General features: G+C 73.2%; 18 protein-coding genes. 6 read left to right on the top strand and 12 right to left on the bottom strand.

Annotated elements, in window-relative coordinates; all coding sequences use genetic code 11:
* Window positions 1-62 precede the first annotated feature (62 nt).
* Window positions 63-995 carry an ROK family protein gene (locus tag ABD946_RS14795; protein WP_345283674.1) on the top strand — a complete coding sequence of 311 codons (933 nt, stop codon included), beginning with the start codon at window positions 63-65 and terminating at the stop codon, window positions 993-995.
* Complete coding sequence (nagA, locus tag ABD946_RS14790; protein ID WP_345283671.1) at window positions 992-2,164, top strand: N-acetylglucosamine-6-phosphate deacetylase; 1,173 nt, start codon at window positions 992-994, stop codon at window positions 2,162-2,164. The genes ABD946_RS14795 and nagA overlap by 4 nt, the downstream gene beginning before the upstream one ends.
* A gap of 91 nt (window positions 2,165-2,255) precedes the next feature.
* Here nagA and ABD946_RS14785 read toward each other — a convergent pair whose 3' ends face one another.
* Together ABD946_RS14785 and ABD946_RS14780 are read right to left on the bottom strand one after the other, a co-directional pair.
* Window positions 2,256-3,179 carry a carbohydrate-binding protein gene (locus tag ABD946_RS14785; protein WP_345283669.1) on the bottom strand — a complete coding sequence of 308 codons (924 nt, stop codon included), beginning with the start codon at window positions 3,177-3,179 and terminating at the stop codon, window positions 2,256-2,258.
* A 216-nt stretch (window positions 3,180-3,395) separates the two neighbouring features.
* Window positions 3,396-5,216: a diguanylate cyclase domain-containing protein gene (locus ABD946_RS14780; RefSeq protein WP_345283667.1), complete on the bottom strand. Its 1,821-nt coding sequence runs from the start codon at window positions 5,214-5,216 to the stop codon at window positions 3,396-3,398.
* A gap of 380 nt (window positions 5,217-5,596) precedes the next feature.
* On the opposite strand from ABD946_RS14780, the gene ABD946_RS14775 reads away from it, so the two are divergent.
* A complete protein-coding gene (locus ABD946_RS14775; RefSeq protein ID WP_345283665.1) occupies window positions 5,597-6,124 on the top strand; it encodes a flavin reductase family protein in 528 nt (175 codons plus the stop codon).
* Between the two features lie 7 nt (window positions 6,125-6,131).
* Here the strand turns inward: ABD946_RS14775 and arfB are convergent, their stop codons facing one another.
* Entirely contained in the window at window positions 6,132-6,560 is a 429-nt protein-coding gene (gene arfB, locus ABD946_RS14770) for an alternative ribosome rescue aminoacyl-tRNA hydrolase ArfB (protein WP_345283663.1), read from the bottom strand.
* A gap of 238 nt (window positions 6,561-6,798) precedes the next feature.
* On the opposite strand from arfB, the gene ABD946_RS14765 reads away from it, so the two are divergent.
* Together ABD946_RS14765 and ABD946_RS14760 are read left to right on the top strand one after the other, a co-directional pair.
* Window positions 6,799-7,287, top strand: a complete 489-nt coding sequence (locus ABD946_RS14765; RefSeq protein ID WP_345283661.1) for a hypothetical protein — start codon at window positions 6,799-6,801, stop codon at window positions 7,285-7,287.
* A gap of 103 nt (window positions 7,288-7,390) precedes the next feature.
* Window positions 7,391-7,966 carry a TerD family protein gene (locus tag ABD946_RS14760; RefSeq protein WP_345283659.1) on the top strand — a complete coding sequence of 192 codons (576 nt, stop codon included), beginning with the start codon at window positions 7,391-7,393 and terminating at the stop codon, window positions 7,964-7,966.
* A 77-nt stretch (window positions 7,967-8,043) separates the two neighbouring features.
* Here the strand turns inward: ABD946_RS14760 and ABD946_RS14755 are convergent, their stop codons facing one another.
* The 7 genes from ABD946_RS14755 to ABD946_RS14725 all read right to left on the bottom strand — a co-directional run bounded on the left by ABD946_RS14755 (window position 8,044) and on the right by ABD946_RS14725 (window position 14,487).
* Window positions 8,044-9,150, bottom strand: a complete 1,107-nt coding sequence (locus ABD946_RS14755) for a hypothetical protein (protein WP_345283657.1) — start codon at window positions 9,148-9,150, stop codon at window positions 8,044-8,046.
* Window positions 9,151-9,275: 125 nt separating this feature from the next.
* Window positions 9,276-9,764 carry a DUF3180 domain-containing protein gene (locus ABD946_RS14750; protein WP_345283655.1) on the bottom strand — a complete coding sequence of 163 codons (489 nt, stop codon included), beginning with the start codon at window positions 9,762-9,764 and terminating at the stop codon, window positions 9,276-9,278.
* A 119-nt stretch (window positions 9,765-9,883) separates the two neighbouring features.
* The gene (gene folK / locus ABD946_RS14745; protein ID WP_345283653.1) at window positions 9,884-10,483 is read right to left on the bottom strand and encodes a 2-amino-4-hydroxy-6-hydroxymethyldihydropteridine diphosphokinase; all 600 of its coding nucleotides are present in this window, start codon (window positions 10,481-10,483) and stop codon (window positions 9,884-9,886) included.
* Window positions 10,484-10,535: 52 nt separating this feature from the next.
* Window positions 10,536-10,895: a dihydroneopterin aldolase gene (gene folB, locus ABD946_RS14740; protein ID WP_345283962.1), complete on the bottom strand. Its 360-nt coding sequence runs from the start codon at window positions 10,893-10,895 to the stop codon at window positions 10,536-10,538.
* A gap of 231 nt (window positions 10,896-11,126) precedes the next feature.
* Window positions 11,127-11,624: a nuclear transport factor 2 family protein gene (locus ABD946_RS14735; RefSeq protein WP_345283651.1), complete on the bottom strand. Its 498-nt coding sequence runs from the start codon at window positions 11,622-11,624 to the stop codon at window positions 11,127-11,129.
* Window positions 11,625-11,665: 41 nt separating this feature from the next.
* A complete protein-coding gene (gene folP, locus ABD946_RS14730) occupies window positions 11,666-12,526 on the bottom strand; it encodes a dihydropteroate synthase (RefSeq protein ID WP_345283650.1) in 861 nt (286 codons plus the stop codon).
* Between the two features lie 188 nt (window positions 12,527-12,714).
* Window positions 12,715-14,487 carry a phosphatidylglycerol lysyltransferase domain-containing protein gene (locus ABD946_RS14725; RefSeq protein ID WP_380149462.1) on the bottom strand — a complete coding sequence of 591 codons (1,773 nt, stop codon included), beginning with the start codon at window positions 14,485-14,487 and terminating at the stop codon, window positions 12,715-12,717.
* A 441-nt stretch (window positions 14,488-14,928) separates the two neighbouring features.
* Here ABD946_RS14725 and ABD946_RS14720 point away from each other — a divergent pair, with 441 nt between their 5' ends.
* A complete protein-coding gene (locus tag ABD946_RS14720) occupies window positions 14,929-15,681 on the top strand; it encodes a ferritin-like domain-containing protein (RefSeq protein ID WP_345283648.1) in 753 nt (250 codons plus the stop codon).
* 67 nt (window positions 15,682-15,748) lie between these two features.
* Here ABD946_RS14720 and folE read toward each other — a convergent pair whose 3' ends face one another.
* The gene (folE, locus tag ABD946_RS14715; RefSeq protein ID WP_345283646.1) at window positions 15,749-16,354 is read right to left on the bottom strand and encodes a GTP cyclohydrolase I FolE; all 606 of its coding nucleotides are present in this window, start codon (window positions 16,352-16,354) and stop codon (window positions 15,749-15,751) included.
* Window positions 16,355-16,475: 121 nt separating this feature from the next.
* A complete protein-coding gene (gene ftsH / locus ABD946_RS14710; protein WP_345283644.1) occupies window positions 16,476-18,500 on the bottom strand; it encodes an ATP-dependent zinc metalloprotease FtsH in 2,025 nt (674 codons plus the stop codon).
* Window positions 18,501-18,668 lie beyond the last annotated feature (168 nt).

The following is an 18,668-nucleotide window of genomic DNA, read 5'->3' as shown; positions in this document are numbered from 1 at the left end:
GACCAGACCAATCACGCAACTGGACTAGACCTCTCCGACAAGTCCAAGGGAAACTGTCCCCCGTGAAGCACGTCATCGCACTCGATGTAGGCGGCACCGGCATGAAGGCCGCGCTGCTCGCCCAGGACGGCTCCGTGCTGTTCGAAGCACGCCGACCGACCGGGCGGGAGCACGGCACGGACGCCGTCGTCGCCACCATCCTCGACTTCGCCGCCGAGCTGGCGCAGGAGGGCCGCAGCCGCTTCGGCACCGGCCCCCTCGCCGCCGGCGTGGCGGTGCCGGGGACGATCGACGAGAAGAACGGGATCGCGGTCTTCTCCGCCAACCTCGGTTGGCGGGACCTGCCGATGCGCAAGCTGCTCGGCGAGCGCCTCGGCGGCCTTCCGGTCGCCCTCGGCCACGACGTCCGCTCCGGCGGGCTGGCCGAGGGCCGGATCGGCGCCGGGCAGGGCGTGGACCGCTTCCTCTTCATCGCGCTGGGCACCGGCATCGCCGGGGCGATCGGCATCCACGGGGCGATCGAGGCGGGCGCGCACGGCTACGGCGGCGAGATCGGCCACGTGGTGGTCCGCCCCGGCGGCCCGCAGTGCGGCTGCGGCGCCAAGGGCTGCCTGGAGACGCTGGCCTCGGCCGGCGCCGTCTCCCGGGCCTGGGCCGAAGCGAGCGGCGACCCGGAGGCGGACGCGGCGGCCTGCGCCGCGGCGGTCGACGCCGGGGACCCGCGCGCCCTGGAGGTGTGGCGGACCGCGGTCGACGCGCTGGCCGACGGGATCGTGCTGGCCCAGAGCCTGCTCGACCCCTCGACGGTGATCGTCGGCGGCGGGCTGGCCGAAGCCGGTGACACGCTCTTCACACCCTTGCGCGCAGCGGTGTCCGAGCGGCTGACCTTCCAGATGCCCCCGAAGGTCGTTCCCGCCATGCTCAAAGACACCGCCGCATCCCTGGGCGCTGGCCTGCTCGCCTGGGATCTGCTCTCCATGGAGGTGACCGCGTGAGCGCGGACCGAACTGCACTTGCCGGAGCCCGACTGGTCCTGCCGGGCGGTGTGATCGAGCACGGGCGGCTGTCCGTCGAGGGTTCGCGGATCGCGGGCCTCGGCGGGGAGACCGAGCCGGGCGACGTGGACCTCACGGGCTACACCGTCGTCCCCGGCTTCGTGGACCTGCACGTGCACGGCGGTGGCGGCGGCTCCTACGCCTCGGGGATCGCCGAGGAGGCGCTCACCGTGGCCCGCACCCATCTGGCCCACGGCACCACCACCACCATGGCCTCCACCGTCACCGGGGAGATCGACGAGCTCTGCCACCAGGCCGCCGTGCTCTCCGAGCTGGTCGAGGACGGCGTGCTGGCGGGCGTGCACTTCGAGGGCCCGTTCATCTCGCACAACCGCTGCGGCGCGCACCGCCCCGACCTGCTGCGCGACCCCGACCCGGCCGTGGTGCGCAAGCTGGTGGACGCCGCCCGCGGCACCGCGAGGATGTTCACCCTGGCGCCGGAGCTGACGGGTGGTCTGGAGTCCGTCCGGATGCTCGCCGACCTCGGCGTGATCGCGGCCGTCGGCCACACCGACTCGGACTACGACAAGACCCTGGAGGCCGTCGAGGCCGGGGCCACCGTCGCCACCCACCTGTTCAACGCGATGCCGGGCATCCAGCACCGCGCCCCGGGCCCGATCGTGGCCCTGCTCGAGGACGAGCGGGTCACCGTCGAGCTGATCAACGACGGCGTGCACCTGCACCCCTCGGTGCTCGACCTCGCCTACGGCACCGCCGGTGCCGAGCGGGTCGCCCTGATCACCGACGCGATGGGCGCGGCCGGCATGGGCGACGGCCTCTACCCGCTGGGCCCGCTCCAGGTCCGGGTGGAGAACGGGGTCGCCCGCCTGGTCGAGGGCGGCTCCATCGCCGGCTCCACCCTCACCCTGGACGTCGCCTTCAAGCGCTCGGTCACCGTCAACGGTCTGACGCTCAACCAGGCCGTCACCTCGCTGTCGACCGTCCCGGCCCGCCTGCTCGGCCTGGACGACTCGATCGGCACCCTGGAGGCCGGCAAGAACGCCGACCTGGTCGTGCTCGACTCCGAGACCTACGACCTCGTCGCGGTGATGCGCCGCGGCGAGTGGATCGTCGGCGCGGACCGCTTCAGCCGGGCCCACGCGGCCTGACCGGGGCCTCCTGACCCTCCGGGAGAGGTGAGCAGCGGATCTGCGTCCCGCTGCTCGCCTTCGGCCCGGACGGTCACGGACTCCCTCGCGGTCACAGACCGGGGTCGACGCCGTTCGGGGTGACCGCGATCTGGTCGAAGAGCACCGCTCCGGCCGGGCTCGCGGGGAGCGACTCGATCGTTATCGTGTGCTCGCCCGCGCTCGGGACCTCGGCGCTTATCCAGGAGCCGAACCAGGCCTGCTCCGGCTGGAGGCCGGCCTTGTAGTTCCTCAGGTTGATCGGGGTGTAGGTGGGCTTGCCGTCCACCTTCACCACCGCCTGGGCGTCCGCGCCGGTGTTGTTGAAGCGGATCGACACCCGGTAGGTGGCCGCCTGCGGGACGGTGACCTTCCAGCTCACCACCGCGCCGCCGGCCAGGCCGGTGACGTAGCCGCCCTTGCCCTTGGCCCCGGCCACCGAGTTGGCCACCGCCGCACCGCCGGAGAGCTGCAGACCGCTGAAGTCGGCCACGCCCGCGCCGTTGACCAGCGGCGAGGCGCTCGGGTTCGGCGAGGCGGACGGCGACGGGCCGGAGCTCGGCGTGCTCGCCGCGGCGCTGCCGGTGGAGCCGGAGGCGTTCTTGTCGCCCTTGCCGGCGTCACCCATGGAGAGCGCCACGCCGGCCCCGATGGCGATCGCGGCCACCACCGCGATGGCGCCGATGACCACGCCCTTGCTCCGCCCGGCCGGAGCCTGCTCGCCCGGCTGCGGGCGGGAGTGCTCGGCGTACCGGGCGTGCTGCTGCGCCCCCTGCTGGTGCGGGAGCTGCTGCTGCGCCGTCGGCTGGTAGGCGGCCTGCGGCTGCGGCGGCGGGTACTGGGCGCGGCCCACCTCGACCGGGCGCGAGTACCCCGCGGACCTCGGCTGCTCGGCGGCGGACTCGCCGTCGGCGGGCCGGTAGAGGTACGCGAAAGGGTCCTCCTCCGTCCGGTCCTCGGACGCTCCGTCACTTCCGGCCGTCGTCACGGTGGTCAACTCCCCATCGCAGCACACGTGCGGCGGCCCGTCGCCGCACGGGCGAATGAACGCTCGTACCGGGGAACCCTACCTGCCCGGCCCGATGCCGGGGAAAGCCGTCCACCGCCGCGCACACGGTCGGGGGAACGGGTGGAGAAACGGTGCGCCTGACGCTCCGTCAGGGCGTACCCCGGGCGGCCGCCCGCCGTTCGGACCCCGTCCGACCTGCCGCTTTCACCCCGCGCGCCGGTGCGAACGCTCGCCCCGCGCGCCCCGCGGACTGCCGCCGCGCGCCCGCTTCTCGTCGTACATCCGCTCGTCGGCGACGTGCAGCACCTCTTCGATCGACATGCCGCAGCCGGCCCAGCCGATGCCGAGGCTGACGCCGACCCGGGTGGTCCGGTTGTCGATCCGCATCGGCGGGATGATCGCGTTGCGCAGCCGCCCGGCCAGGTCCTTGGCCTCCTCGCGGCCGATCCCGTCGGCCAGCACCACGAACTCGTCGCCGCCGAGCCGGGCCACCGTGTCGCCCTCCCGGACCACCTGCTGGAGCCGCCGGGCCACCTCGATCAGCACCCCGTCGCCCGCCTTGTGGCCGAACCGGTCGTTGATCGACTTGAAGCCGTCCAGGTCGCAGAAGAGCACCGCCAGGCCCTTCTCCGCGGCCGGGCCGCGCGGCCCGGAGCCCCAGAGGTCGCCGCCGGCCGGCAGCTCGGAGGGGATCACCGTGTGCACGTGGTCGGCCGGCACCTCGACGTGCTCGCGGACCCGCCCGAAGGCCTCCCGGTCCAGGCCGAACGCCTCCCGCTCCAACCCCCTGGCGGGCCCGTCAGCGGCCCCGTGGCCGTGCGGCAGGGCGACCGGGCCGCCCCCCACCTCGAAGCCGCCGTACGAGGCCACCTGCCCGGCGTACGCGGGCTCGCCGTCCAGGCGCTCGGGGCCGGCCTCGTGCGCCGCCGCGCCCGCCGGGTCCAGCGGACAGATCCGGCGGCCCAGCCTGGCCCGCAGCTCGGCGCTGTTCGGCAGCCCGGTCAGCGCGTCGTGGCTGGCGCGGTGCGCCAGCTGGAACTCGTGGCGCTTGCGCTCCTCGATGTCCTCGACGTGGGTCAGCAGGAAGCTCGGCCCCTCGGCCGCGTCCGCCACCACCGAGTTGCGCAGGCAGACCCACTGGTAGCCGCCGTCCCGCCGGGACAGCCGCAGCTCGGCCCGCCCGCCCTCGGCGCTGGTGCGCTGGAGCAGCTCCAGGTCGTCCGGGTGCACCAGGTCCGCGAAGCGCTGCTGGCGCAGCGTCGCCCGGGGCCGCCCGAGCAGCCGGCAGAGCGCGTCGTTCACCCTGGTCAGCTGGCCCATCGCGGCGCCGTGCAGCTCGGTGATGGCCATCCCGCTGGGCGCGTACTCGAAGGCCTGCCGGAAGCTCTCCTCGCTGGCCCGCAGGGCCTGCTGCTCCTTCTCCAGCCGGGCCAGCGCGCGCTGCATCTCGGCCCGCAGCCGGGCGTTCCCGATCGCGATCGAGGCCTGCAGGGAGAACATCTCCAGCGCCTCCCGGGTCCACGCCCCGGGCCGCTTCCCGCTGCGCGGGCGGTCCACCGAGAGCACGCCGAGCAGGTCTCCCCCGGCGCTGTACATCGGGGCCAGCAGCACGTCCTGCGGGTGCCAGTCGTTCACGTACACCGGCAGCGGGCCGTCCCCGGTCCAGCTCGGGATGTCGGTGCCGATCGCCCATCCCCGGTCGTACGGCAGGAAGCGCAGGGTGCCCCAGTGGTCGCTGACGCTCAGCATCCGCTCCCAGGACTCCCGCGAGCCGACCTGGCCGAGCAGCACCGCGGGCCCGCCGAAGGCGCTCTCCTCCAGCTCCCAGACCGCCGCCACCACCAGATCGCCGTCGGGCCGCACCAGGCTGACCGCCGCCGCGTCGAAGCCGAGCCCGTGCACCGCGCCCTCGACCACCGCCTGGAGCGTCCCCGCCAGGCTGCGGGCAGCGTTGAGGTCCGCCACGACCCGGTGCAAGGTGCGGAGGGTCGCGAGGCGGACGTAGGGCTCCGACTCGGCTTCCATGCGGGGGCTCCCCGGCTGCTTCGGATAGGTCTTGATGGTTATCGTCCGATTGCCAGAAGAACTGAATCACAGGGAGCACAACGTTCGGCACGCTCGGTCAACAATAGGTCACCACTTGTGACCCAAATCACACCATGCGCATGACCGTAAGCGCAGCTCACAGGCCCTGTGCGGAACATCACTGGACAATCCGGACCATTGGGTGGTCGGCTCTTCGCCACCACCGCTGAAGCCCGCTGCCCGCCGTAGGGCCCCGCGTCCTCACCCCCAGGGGTGAGGACCTGCGCCGCCCGGGGAGCACCGCTTCAGTCCTCCGGCCCATCGGTCCTAAGACCACTGCCCGATGCCGCCCACCCGGTCGGCCGACTACCGTGCGGTACGTGCAGACGTCCCCGCAGTCCACCGTCACCCAGGCCGCCACCCCCGACGAGTTCCGGGCCGCGCTCGGCCACCTCGCCTCCGGCGTCACCCTGGTCACCGCCCACGACCCCGAGGACGGCGAGGACGCCGGCATGACCGCGACCTCGTTCCTCTCGGTCTCGCTGGAGCCCCCGCTGGTGCTCGTCTCGGTCCGCACCGACTCCCGGATGGACGAACTGCTCGCCCGCACCGACCACTGGGCGGTCTCCCTGCTCGGCGAGGCGCACCGCACCGTCGCCTCCCGGTTCGCCATGAAGGGCCGGCTCGGCGACCGCCTGCTGTTCGCCGACACCCCGCACCACCGCGGCCCGCACTCCGGCGCCCCGCTGATCGACGGCGCCCTGGCCACCGTCGAGTGCCGCACCGTCCAGCGCGTCGCCGCCGGCGACCACACCCTGCTGATCGGCCACGTCCTCGCCGCGGCCGTGCCCGCCCCCGGCGCCGCACCGCTGCTCTACCACCGCGGCGGCTACCGGCACCTGGCCTGAGGCCCCGTCAGTAGTCGGGACGGCTCCGGCCCTGCTTGAGCTGCGAGCGGTGGCGCTTGTTCTCCAGCCGGCGCTCGATCATCCCCCGGGTGGGCTTGGTCCGGCGGCGGGTCTTCGGCGGCGGCGCGGTGGCCTCGCCGAGCAGCGCGGCCAGCCGGGCCACCGCCATCTCGCGGTTGCGCAGCTGCGACCGGTGCTCGGACGCCTTCACCACCACGAACCGGCCGTCCACCAGCCGGCCCGCGAGGCGCTCCAGGGCGCGCTCCTTCCACACCGGCGGGAGCGCGGCCGACCCCGCGAGGTCGTAGCGGAGCTCCACCTGGGTGTCCGAGGTGTTGACGTGCTGGCCACCGGGGCCGGAAGAACGGGAGAAGCGCCACAGCAGCTCGGCGTCGGGCACGACCACCGATCCCCGGACGCGCAGAGGCTCAGGCATGCCGCCATCATCCCGCCCGGGTCACCCGGTCGAAAGTGGTTATCCCGGGGGCGCGGCGAACACCGGTCCGGGACGGCCGACGGAAGTGGTGATGCCGGGGGCGCGAGGAACTGCGCGAGTGCGGAAGGCGGACCAGCGCGAGATCGGGGCAGGTGAGCCAGCTGTACGTGCTGCCGTTCCCCAGCGCGCAGTTCCCCGCGCCCCCGGGGTGACCGCCTCCGTGGGGGAGAATGTCGGCGTGATCGAGCTCGGGTACTCCCTTTCCAACCGCTTCCCCGACCCGCCCCAGACGGACTACCGGACCGCCCCCGTGCGGGCGCTGCGCCACGACCTGTTCTGCGGCGACGTCTACCTGGACGCGGACGGGGCCGAGTTCTCCACCAACTGGAGCTGGGTGCCGGTGCTGGACTTCGCCTGGGCGCTCTGCGACACGGTCGAGGAGCTCGACCGCGACCCGCGCGGCAGCCGGTCCGCACTCGTCCAGACCTACGACCTGGACTTCACCCAGAACACCGAGCTGCTCCGCTTCGCCCGCCGCTTCGGCCTGGTCGAGGTCAGCGCCACCTGGCTGCCCGAGGAGCCGCCGGCCGTCGTCCGCCACGAGGACCTGCGCCGGGAGGCCCGGGACTTCCTCCAGGACGTGCTGGCCGACCTGTTCGACCTGCACGAGGGCCTGGCCGACAACCCGAACATCTGGACCGTGCAGGGCCGCTTCCCCCGGATCTGACCCCTCGTCGGCCCCCGCCGTGAGAGATTTGCCGCGCGGCCGGAACCACCACCCCCGCCGCCCGCGTTCTCACGGGCAGAAGCGACGAAGGGACACCGAAACCATGCCAGTCAGCCTCTCCAAGGGCGGCAACGTCTCGCTGACCAAGGAGGCCCCGGGCCTGACCGCGGTCAACGTCGGCCTCGGGTGGGACGTCCGGACCACCACGGGCGCCGAGTTCGACCTGGACGCCAGCGCCATCGTGCTGAACGCGGAGGGCCGGGTGCTCTCCAACGGGCACTTCGTCTTCTTCAACAACACCAGCTCCCCGGACGGCACCGTGGTGCACACCGGTGACAACCGCAGCGGCGAGGGCGCCGGCGACGACGAGGCGATCAGCGTCAACCTCGCCAACCTCCCCGCCGAGGCGGCCCGGATCACCTTCCCGGTCTCGATCTACGACGCCGACAACCGCAAGCAGAGCTTCGGCCAGGTCCGCAACGCGTACATCCGGGTGCTCAACTCGGCCGGCGGCGCCGAGATCGCCCGCTACGACCTCTCCGAGGACGCGGCCACCGAGACCGCGATGGTCTTCGGCGAGCTCTACCGCAACGGCGCCGAGTGGAAGTTCCGCGCCGTCGGCCAGGGCTACGCCTCCGGCCTGGCCGGCATCGCCCAGGACTTCGGCGTCCAGATCTGAGACGCGGTCCAGCACGAAGGGGCGCCCCCGAGGGGGCGCCCCTTCCGCGTGTGCGCGCGGCCCAGCGGTCCAGCGGTCTAGCGGAACTCGGCCCGGAGCTCCGCGACCGAGATCACCTCGGTGTCGTCGTGCGGCGTCAGGTCGACCACCTCGGGCCGTCCGTGGGCGGCCGCGACCTCCTCCGCCGGGGCGGCCGTCACCGGCTGCTCCACGGAGGGCTGCGGGGCCGCGTAGCGGGCGCTCTCGGCCACCGCCTCGTCGCCCACCACGTCCGCCAGGTCGGCCAGGTCCTCCACCCCGGACGGGGCGGCCGGGGCCTTGGCGGCCAGCTCGGTCACGCTGCCGACCGAGGGCGCCGGAGCGGCGGCCCGGACGGCGGCGCCGGCCGCACCGGCGCGGCCGAAGAAGCTGAAGTTCTGCCCCCGCGCGGCCGGCCGCGGCCGCTGCCGCACCACCGGAGCCGCGGCCACCGCAGTGCCCTCCGCCGCGCCCGCCGCGGCGAGCACCGGACGCTCCGGCACCGCGCCCAGCTGACGGACCGTCGCCTGCACCGGCGCGGCCGCGGGTGCCGGGGCGGCACCGGCCGGCAGCGCGGGCGGACGCGCCGCCCCGGCGGCCCGCTCGGCGGCGGCCCGGCGCTCCTCGGCCCGGACGGCCTCCCGCTCCAGCTGCCGCAGCACCGAGGCCGCGCGGACGTACGCGGCCGGCGAGGCGGGGTACTTGGGGCGCGCGGCGGCCAGCGCGCGCTGGTGCGCCTCGGCCTCCTTGAGGGCCTGCTCGGCCACCAGCACGGCGCGCTCGCGGAGCAACCGGGCGATCTCGGTCTCGGCCTTGGCCAGCCGGGACTTCTCGGCGGTCAGCCGGCGGCCGAAGCGGGTGGCCCGCTCCTCGGCCACCTCGGCGGCGTACTCGGCCTCGGCGAGCTGCTCCTCGAAGCGCTCCTCGGCCCGCAGCCGCCGGGTGGCGGCCAGCTCGGCGGCCAGCCGGGCGGCGCGGTCGCGCTGGCGCAGCAGCAGGGCGATCCCGACCGCGGCGAGCACGGCGGCGACGCCCAACGAGCGCACCACGAGGGTGTCCGGACTGGCCACCAGGGAGGCCAGGGCGGCGACGACGAGCACGCCGGCCGCGACCGGCGGCCCGGTGCGGCCGAGGAGGGACGAGTGACGGTGGCGTCCGCGAGACATGCCAAAGAAACTAGCGTGCGAATCGGGGCGCTGTCAGCCTGGCCCCCCATTCCGCCCTTGACACGCCGTCACCGACACTCCCGGTGACGGCGGCCTGACGTGCCGTCAGTACCGGAACGGTGCGGTCAGCGCGCCGACGGTGCGGGCCCGGCCGGCCCGTCGTGGTCCTCCGGCAGCCGGCAGACGTGCTGGAGCCAGAGCGCGGCCGCCACCACGGCGGCCGCCGCGAGCACGGCCAGTCCGGCGGTGATCGCCTGGGAGGCCCGGGCCGGATCGTCCAGCTGGCTCAGCAGGTGGATGCCGGTGCCCGCGTAGACCCCGGCCATCACCGCCGAGACCAGGGCGCTGGCCTGGCCGAGCACCACCGCCCGGGCCGCCCCGATCGGGTCGACCCCGCGGGCCCCGTGCTGCCGCTCACGGGCCGCCTTCAACCGGGACCGCAGCGAGAGCGCGGTGGCCAGCAGCACCACCGCGACCGCCGCCAGCACGATCGGCGCGGCGGCGGGCACCCCGGGCAGGTGCCCGAGCGAGTCCCACAGCCGGGCACCCGCCCAGGCCAGCGCGGTGGCCACGGCGGCGATCAGCAGCAGCAGACGGAGGCGGAGCGGCTTCACACGGGTCCTTCCAGCGGAGATGACGCCCAGTCAAGCAGAGACCGGCCGGGCGCGGACCGGACAGCAGGGCCAACGTGCGCCCCCGCCGCCCGGTTCCGGGGAGGCGGCCCCGACCCCGGCTACTCCGGCAACCGGAGCTGGATGTCGTCGCGCCGCAGGACCTCCTGGCCGGGCTCCTCGGCGACCGTCTTCAGCAGGTCGGCCACCCGGCCGAGACCGGGCAGCTCGGCGTCCGGGTCGGCGTCCTGCCAGGGGGCGAGCACGAAGGCCCGCTCGTGGGCCCGCGGGTGCGGCAGCAGCAGCACCGGGTCGTCACTGGTGACGCCCTCGTAGGCCAGCACGTCCACGTCCAGGGTGCGCGGGCCCCAGCGGACGGTGCGGACCCGGCCGAAGGCGTCCTCGACCGCGTTGGCCCGCTCCAGCAGGGAGCTCGGCGGCAGGGTGGTCTTCAGCAGCACCACGGCGTTGAAGTACGAGGGCTGCTCGTCCGGGCCGCCGACCGCGGCGGTCTCGTACACCGCCGAGACGGCGCAGACCTTGAGCCCGGGGGTGTCGGCCAGCGCGTCGACGGCGCCCTGGAGGGTCTCCAGCCGGTTGCCCAGGTTGCTGCCGAGGGCCAGGGCCGCGCGGCGCGGGTCGTGCAGGGTGGATTCGGCGGTGTCGACCCGGCGCTCCAGGTCGAACGTGGTCGGCGAGGCGGTCGGGTCGCTGGTGCTCATCGGTATCCCTCTGCAGGTTCGGTCTGGACGGCGGCGGGCCGCACCGCGAAGGTCATCCGCGGCGCCGGTGGATGGTGATCGTGACGTCGTCGAACGGCACCGTGATCGGGGCGTCCGGCTTGTGCACGGTGACCTCGACCTCCTCCACCGCCTCGTGCTTCAGGCACTGGTCGGCGATCCGCTGGGCCAGCGTCTCGATCAGGTCGACCGGCTCGCCGGCGATGATCGCGGTGACCTCCTCGGCCACCACCCCGTAGTGCGCGGTGCGGGTCAGGTCGTCGCCGGAGGCCGCCGGGCGGGTGTCCAGGTACATCACCAGGTCGACCACGAAGGTCTGGCCCTCGACCCGCTCGCGCTCGAAGACACCGTGGTGGCCACGGGCACGCAGGCCCCGCAGAGTGACGCGGTCCAGCAACTCACTTCTCCCATGTGGACAGGCTCCGCACACGGCGGAGCACCGGGCCGCCCGGCCCGCAGCTCTCGAATCTACCCGCGGACGACGACGAACCCCGACCGTCCTACCCGGCACCGCGCGCCGCCACGCACGCCGGAACGGCCATTGACGTGAACAGTCGGTGCACGTTCCGCAACAACACCGCGGCCCGGCGGATTCCCGCCGGGCTGACGGAGCCTCAGCCCCGTCTCACTCCTCGTCCTCGTCGTCCCCGCTGGTCAGCACGGGCGAACCGTGGTGCGACCAGAGCTTCCAGCCGTCCGGGCTACGCCGGAACAGGTTGGTGGAGACCACCTTGCCGCCGACCAGCGGACCCAGCTCGCCCTCCTCCTCGGCCTCGCCGCCGGAGAGGATGTTCTCGGTGCAGGTGAGCAGGGCCGTGTCGCCCTGCACCTCGCACTCCACGTCGGTCAGGAAGAACTGGATGTACTCCGTGTTCGCCATGATCAACATGTAGGAGCGGGTCACCTGCGCCCGGCCGCGCAGCACCGGCCAGCCGGGGTGCACGCAGACCGCGCCGTGCTTGTCGTCGGCGTCGTCCGGGCCGAGCCAGGCGTTCTCCACGGCCTCCAGGTCGCCGTTCTCCAGGGCCTCGTACAGCGCCTGGTTGGCCGCCAGCACCGCCAGCCTGTCCAGCTCCGCCTCCGCCGAGGCCCGGTCCCCGACCGACCTGCCGTCACCCGCCATGGTCACTCCCGCCCTTCGCCAAACCGCTACCCCCGGATAGGTCACCGCGCGGCCGCCCGCTGCCAGGCCGCCACCACCCTCACCGCGTCGGCCGTCCCGGCCACGTCGTGCACCCGGACCGCCCACGCCCCGGCCCGGGCCGACAGCACCGAGACGGCCGCCGTGGCGTCGTCCCGCTCCCTGGCCGGGCGCAGCTCGCCCGTTTCCGGGTTGGCCAGCAGCGTACCCAGGAACCGCTTGCGCGAAGCCGCCACCAGCACCGGGCGGCCGAGACCGGTCAGCGCGTCCAGCCGGCCGAGCAGTGCCCAGTTGTGCTCCGGGGTCTTGGCGAAGCCCAGACCCGGGTCGAGCACCAGCTGCTCCTCCTTGACCCCGGCGGCGGTCAGCACCGCCACCCGGGCCGTCAGCTCGGCCACCACGTCCTCGACCACGTCCCCGTAGACCGCCAGGGCGTCCATGTCCGCGGACTGCCCGCGCCAGTGCATCACCACGAACGGGGCACCCGTCTCGGCCACCACGGCCGCCATCTCCGGGTCCGCCAGCCCGCCCGAGACGTCGTTCACCAGCCGGGCCCCGGCCTCCACCGCCCGGGCCGCCACCGCCGCCCGCATGGTGTCCACCGACACCACCACCCCGGCCGCCGCCAGCTCCTCCACCACCGGGATCACCCGGCGCAGCTCCTCCGCCTCCGTCACCCGCTGCGCCCCCGGCCGCGTCGACTCCCCGCCGACGTCCACCAGGTCCGCCCCCCGGGCGGTCAGCGCCAGCCCGTGCGCGACGGCCTTCGCCGGGTCCAGCCACAGCCCCCCGTCCGAGAACGAGTCCGGCGTGACGTTGACCACCCCCATCACGGCGCAGCGGTCGAGATCAGGAAGGCCGGGCAGCTTGTTCATGGGCCCCATTATCGACGCGACGCCCGAGCCGGGACGCCCGGCAGGGCAGCGACCCAGGGGCGCGAGGAACTGCGCGCGGGGGAACGGCAGCACCTGCAACTGGCTGACGGAGCCTCAGTTGCAGGTGAGCCGCCTTCCGACTCGCGCAGTTCCCCGCGCCCCTGGGTCGCTGCCCTGCCGATGCGCCGCTTTCGGCCTCAGGCGGCCTTGGTGAGCCGCGGAGCGTCCGGCATCAGGCCCTGCCGCTGCTTGCGGCGCCACGGCGTCGGCAGCCCCAGGGTGATGAAGGCCTCCGCCTGCATCGCGGCGAAGCCGATCCGCGGGAGGTCCCGGGTCTGCGGGTAGACCAGGAACCGCGGCTCCCACTCCGGCTGGAACTTGGCGTTGAACTTGTACAGCGACTCGATCTGGAACCACCGCGAGAGGAAGACCAGCAGCCCGCGCCAGGCCCGCAGCACCGGCCCCGCCCCGATCCGCTCCCCGCGCGCCAGCGCCGAGCGGAACATCGCGAAGTTCAGCGACACCCGCCGCACGCCGAGCGCCGGCACGGCCTGCAGCGCGGCCACGATCAGCAGCTCGTTCAGCCCCGGGTCGGCCGCCCGGTCACGCCGCATCAGCTCCAGCGAGATCCCGTCCGGCCCCCACGGCACGAAGTGCAGCACCGCCTTGAGGTCGTCCGCGTCGGCGGGCTCGCCCTCCTCGGGGGCCTTGTGCGCGGTGACCACCACGCAGGCGTCGTCGCCCTGGTCGCCGAACCGGCCGAGCGCCATGGAGAAGCCGCGCTCGGTGTCGGTGCCGCGCCAGCGGGCGGCGGCGTCGGCGATCCGGCGCTTCTCCTCCAGGGTCAGGTCACCGACCCGGCGGACCTGGCAGGAGTACCCGTTGCGCTCGATCCGCTTCACCATCTGCCGGACGTTGCGCATGGCGCGCCCGGAGAGCGAGAAGGCCTCGGTGTCGACGATGGCCTCGTCGCCTAGCTCGATCGCGTCGAGGCCGGCCTCCCGGGTCCAGATCTCGCCGCCCTGCTCGGAGCAGCCCATCACGGCGGGGACCCAGGCGTGGGCGCGGGCCTCGGCCATGAAGACCTTGATGGCGCCGGGCCAGGCCTCGGGGTCGCCGACCGGGTCGCCGGAGGCGAGCATCACGCCGGAGACCACCCGGTAGGAGATGGCGGCCTTGCCGGTGGGCGAGAAGAGCACGCTCTTGTCGCGGCGCAGGGCGAAGTAGCCGAGCGAGTCCCGCTCGCCGTGGCGCTCCAGCAGCTGACGGACCTTCACCTCGTCCTCGGCGGTGAGCTCGGGCTCGGGCTTCTCGGGGCGCAGCGCCAGGTAGGCGGTGGTGCCGGCGGTGATCAGGCCGAGCGCGCCGAGGGAGTAGCCGACGTACCAGGCGACCCGCTCGGAGCGGTAGTCGACCGGGCCCTCGAAGCCGACCAGGCCGTAGAGGACGTGCTGGAGCCGCTCGGCGAGGCCGGGGGTGTTGACCTCGGCGCCGTGGCGGACGCCGACGATCAGCAGGCCGAGGCCGACCGAGACGGCGGCCAGCAGGACGAAGGCGGCACCGGCGCGCCAGCGGGTGCGCGGGTCGGCCTTGGCGTAGAACTCGCGGTGGTGGACCAGCATGACCACGAACAGCACCAGCGAGATCACCGCCGGGCCGATCTGGTGCCAGCGCAGCAGGTGCAGCCCGGCGCCGATCGGCAGCAGCACGCAGACGGCTCGCCAGGCGCGGCGCTTGCGGCGGCGCAGCGCGTGCGCCAGCATCACCAGCAGCAGGCCGACCATCAGGGTGCCGGCGGCGGCCAGGGTGGTGGTGCCGCCGGGGAGCTGGCCGGCCAGCCACTGCATCTTGGTGCCGCGCAGCTTCGGGAAGACGGCGCAGGCGATGTCCACCAGGCCGATCAGCAGACAGGTGTACCCCACGGCGCCGGGCAGCCAGGCCCGGGGCACGGCCGCCGCCTGGGTGCGCAGCGTCTGGAGCCGCCGGCGGGGCTGCTCCTGGGTCGGTTCAACGGACACGGGCGTACTCACGGGGTGTCAGCGTAGGGGCTGCCGCGGGCAGTTCCGCCCCTCCGGTGGGGGCGTCGTGCGGAACCTTCATGACAAATCCTTGTTCTGGCAATCGGACCGTCAGATGAGCTCCCGGACAGGCTCGTTCCGGGTGCGCGGCGGACGGTGGTGCCCTGGGGACGGGTGGGCGTTGCGACCTGACGGATGCTCGGCCGACGCGTGCGCGGATCGGCACCCGCAGGCGTGCCGCACACCGTGGACGCAGCATTCTAGGCCCCCGGTTGCACCCCTCCTCCCCACCGGTCGGCCACACCCCCGGGCACCCGCCCGGCGCAGCACCGGTGGCCCGCCCGGAGCGCCCCGGCACAGGATGGATCCCCCGACCGGAGGAGAGGCTCCGCCATGCTCAGCACCCGATCGCTGTTCCAGCAGATCTACGCCGACGACCGCGCCTACCAGCTGTTCTGCTCGGTGGCGGCCGGCGGTGAGGACCAGGGCGGCTGGGAGAACGAGCGGATCACCGAGCTCACCGCCGATCCGGTGCTGGCCCCCAAGGTGGCCCGGCACGGCGCGGACGAGCGCAAGCACGGCCGGATCTTCACCCAGCTGCTGCGCAAGCGCGGCCTGGAGAAGGTGGAGGTCCCGCCGGAGACCGACTACTGCATGCTGCTGGAGCGTCAGGGCATCGGCCTCTCGCACGACCGGCTGACCTCGGGCGCCCCGCTCTCCGACCGCGAGATCATCACCTACCTGGCGCACAGCCGGGTCACCGAGCAGCGCGCGTCCGAGCAGATGCGCCAGCTGGCCAAGGCCTACGCCGGCAACCCCGACCTGGACCGGGCGATGCGGATGATCTCCGCCGACGAGGACGACCACCTCGCCTACTGCCACGAGGAGCTGCTCCGGCTGGCCGCCCGGGGCCACGGCCCGTACATCCGGCACACCCTGGAGTCGATCGCCCGGGGCGAGATCCGCACCCACCGGGACGTCGGGCTGGCCGTGATGACCGCGCTGGGCCGGATCCTGGGCTGGCCCCGGCACCAGCGGCTGCTGCTGACCGCCGGCGTGTACGGCCTCTACCTGTACGACCGGCTCTGGGGCTGGCGCCGGATGGTCACCCTGCGGATGCCGGCCAAGCGCAACGCCCTGGGCTGACGTCTCGTCAACCCAGGGCGTTGCGGGGGGATCAGCGGCCGGTTCGGCGACCGGTTCGGCGACCGGCTCAGCGACCGATGATGAGGCTCATCGCCTCGGCCCGGGTGGCCGGGTCGCGGAGCTGGCCGCGGACGGCCGAGGTGATGGTCTTGGCGCCGGCCTTGCGGATGCCGCGCATCGACATGCACATGTGCTCGCACTCGATCACCACGATGGCGCCGCGCGGCTCCAGGATGCGCATCAGCGAGTCGGCCACCTGGCTGGTGAGGCGCTCCTGGACCTGGGGGCGGCGGGCGTAGACGTCCACCAGCCGGGCCAGCTTGGAGAGGCCGGTGATCTTGCCGCTGGTGGACGGGATGTAGCCGACGTGGGCGACGCCCCGGAACGGCACCAGGTGGTGCTCGCAGGTGGAGTACACCTCGATGTCCTTGACCAGCACCATCTCGTCGTGGCCCAGGTCGAAGGTGGTGGAGAGGACGTCCTCCGGCTTCTGCCACAGGCCCGCGAATATCTCCTGGTAGGCCCGGGCCACCCGGGCCGGGGTCTCCAGCAGGCCCTCGCGGTCCGGGTCCTCGCCGATCGCCAGCAGCAGCTCACGCACGGCGGCCTCCGCGCGCTTCTGGTCGAACTCCCCGATCGCGGGGTCCTGGTCCAGAGTCACCGGGTCGATCATGCGGGCCTCGCAAGCTGGTCAGTGGAGTCAGTGGGAATGGGTCCGAGCAGCACGGATGCCGCGCCTCCAGGGTACAAACCCGGGTGGCGCGGCATCCATTCCGATCGGCCGTCAGGCGGTGTCAGGCCTCCGGGGAGGTCTCCGGCAGCTTGACGATGTCGACCTGCGGGGCGGCCTCCGCCTGAGCGGCGTTGTTCATCGCCAGCTCCTTCGGGGACTGCACCGGCGGGCGGGTGGACGGCGTCCGGCGGGCGGAGCCCGTCCAGGCCGGCCGGGCCGGGCGCTTGACGATGGAGCTGAAGATCTCGGCGATCTGCTCCTTGTTCAGGGTCTCCTTCTCGAGGAGCTCCAGAACGAGGTTGTCGAGCACGTCGCGGTTCTCGACCAGGATCTCCCAGGCCTCGTTGTGCGCGGTCTCGATGAGCTTCTTGACCTCCTCGTCCACCAGCCCGGCGACCTCCTCGGAGTAGTCGCGCTGGTGGCCCATCTCGCGGCCCAGGAACGGCTCCGAGTCGCTGGAGCCGAACTTGATCGCACCCAGGCGCTCGGTCATGCCGTACTGGGTGACCATGGCCCGCGCGGTGGCGGTGGCCTTCTCGATGTCGTTCGAGGCGCCGGTGGTCGGGTCGTGGAAGACCAGCTCCTCCGCCGCGCGCCCGCCCAGCATGTAGGCCAGCTGGTCGAGCATCTCGTTCCGGGTGGTCGAGTACTTGTCCTCGTCCGGGAGGACCATCGTGTAGCCCAGGGCGCGGCCGCGGGACAGGATGGTGATCTTGTGGACCGGGTCCGCGTTCGGGGAGGCCGCCGCGACCAGGGCGTGGCCGCCCTCGTGGTACGCGGTGATCTTCTTCTCCTTGTCGGACATGATCCGGGTCCGCTTCTGCGGGCCGGCCACGACGCGGTCGATCGCCTCGTCCAGGATGGAGTTGTCGATCAGCTTCTTGTCCGAACGGGCCGTCAGCAGGGCGGCCTCGTTGAGCACGTTGGACAGGTCGGCACCGGTGAAGCCGGGGGTGCGCTTGGCGACGGCCGAGAGGTCGACGTCCGGGGCGACCGGCTTGCCCTTCTGGTGGACCTTCAGGATCTCCAGACGGCCCATCAGGTCGGGGCGGTCCACCGCGATCTGGCGGTCGAAGCGGCCCGGGCGCAGCAGCGCCGGGTCCAGGATGTCCGGCCGGTTGGTGGCGGCGATCAGGATCACGCCGCCCTTCACGTCGAAGCCGTCCATCTCGACCAGCAGCTGGTTGAGGGTCTGCTCGCGCTCGTCGTGACCGCCGCCGAGGCCGGCGCCGCGGTGGCGGCCGACCGCGTCGATCTCGTCGACGAAGACGATCGCCGGGGCGTTCGCCTTGGCCTGCTCGAACAGGTCGCGGACCCGGGAGGCACCGACACCGACGAACATCTCGACGAAGTCCGAGCCGGAGATCGAGTAGAACGGGACGCCCGCCTCGCCGGCCACGGCACGGGCCAGCAGGGTCTTGCCCGTCCCGGGCGGGCCGTACAGCAGCACGCCCTTGGGGATCTTGGCGCCGACCGCCTGGAACTTGGCCGGCTCCTGCAGGAACTCCTTGATCTCGTGGAGCTCCTCGACCGCCTCGTCCGCGCCCGCGACGTCGGCGAAGGTGGTCTTCGGGGTGTCCTTGGTGAGCAGCTTGGCCTTGGACTTGCCGAACTGCATGACCCGGGAGCCGCCGCCCTGCATCTGGTTCATCAGGAACAGGAAGACCAGCACGATGATGACGATCGGCAGCATCGACAGCAGCAGGCTGACGAAGGTCGACTGCTTCTCGGGCACGACGGTGTAGCCGTTCGGCACGCTGGTCGGGTTGGCGGTGAGCCACTCGGCCAGGGTCGCGCCCTGGTCGCCGACGTACGAGGCCTGGAACTTGGAGCCCGAGGGCACCTTGCCGTTGCTGCCCGCGGGCAGCTTCTGACCGTCCCTCAGCTCGACCTTGATCAGATTCGAGTCGCCGGTGGTGATCTGCACCGACTGCGCCTGGTTGTTCCTGATCGCGGAGACGACCTGGCTGGTGTCCGCCGTCTTGGAGCCGCTGGAGTCGGAGACGACCTGCATCAGCACAATGACGGCGAGGACGGCCAGCACGATCCACATGATCGGCGCACGGAAGTATCGCTTGACGTCCATCCATGCGGGGCGTTGCCGCCCCGTCCCTCCTGCCACTCAACAGCGCTGATCGGCTGTGGCCGTCGGCGCATCCGGTATGTGCTCATGAGAAGAGCGGTTTATGGGACCGTACCGCAGCCTTCACCGCCGACGGCGGGAGCACGACGACTACGACGTATTTTCCTACCC

Source organism: Kitasatospora albolonga (assembly GCF_039535905.1).
GTDB lineage: Bacteria > Actinomycetota > Actinomycetes > Streptomycetales > Streptomycetaceae > Kitasatospora > Kitasatospora albolonga.
Note: the sequence above shows the minus strand (reverse complement) of the source record. Positions and strands in the feature narration are given on the sequence as shown.

Bases quoted from the DNA above. Each gene is read 5' to 3' on its own strand.
- ABD946_RS14780 (WP_345283667.1), bottom strand. From the start codon at position 5,216: ATGGAAGCCGAGTCGGAGCCCTACGTCCGCCTCGCGACCCTCCGCACC.
- arfB (WP_345283663.1), bottom strand. From the start codon at position 6,560: ATGCCTGAGCCTCTGCGCGTCCGGGGATCGGTGGTCGTGCCCGACGCC.
- ABD946_RS14760 (WP_345283659.1), top strand. From the start codon at position 7,391: ATGCCAGTCAGCCTCTCCAAGGGCGGCAACGTCTCGCTGACCAAGGAG.
- ABD946_RS14755 (WP_345283657.1), bottom strand. From the start codon at position 9,150: ATGTCTCGCGGACGCCACCGTCACTCGTCCCTCCTCGGCCGCACCGGG.
- folK (WP_345283653.1), bottom strand. From the start codon at position 10,483: ATGAGCACCAGCGACCCGACCGCCTCGCCGACCACGTTCGACCTGGAG.
- ABD946_RS14735 (WP_345283651.1), bottom strand. From the start codon at position 11,624: ATGGCGGGTGACGGCAGGTCGGTCGGGGACCGGGCCTCGGCGGAGGCG.
- folP (WP_345283650.1), bottom strand. From the start codon at position 12,526: ATGGGGCCCATGAACAAGCTGCCCGGCCTTCCTGATCTCGACCGCTGC.
- ABD946_RS14720 (WP_345283648.1), top strand. From the start codon at position 14,929: ATGCTCAGCACCCGATCGCTGTTCCAGCAGATCTACGCCGACGACCGC.
- folE (WP_345283646.1), bottom strand. From the start codon at position 16,354: ATGATCGACCCGGTGACTCTGGACCAGGACCCCGCGATCGGGGAGTTC.
- ftsH (WP_345283644.1), bottom strand. From the start codon at position 18,500: ATGGACGTCAAGCGATACTTCCGTGCGCCGATCATGTGGATCGTGCTG.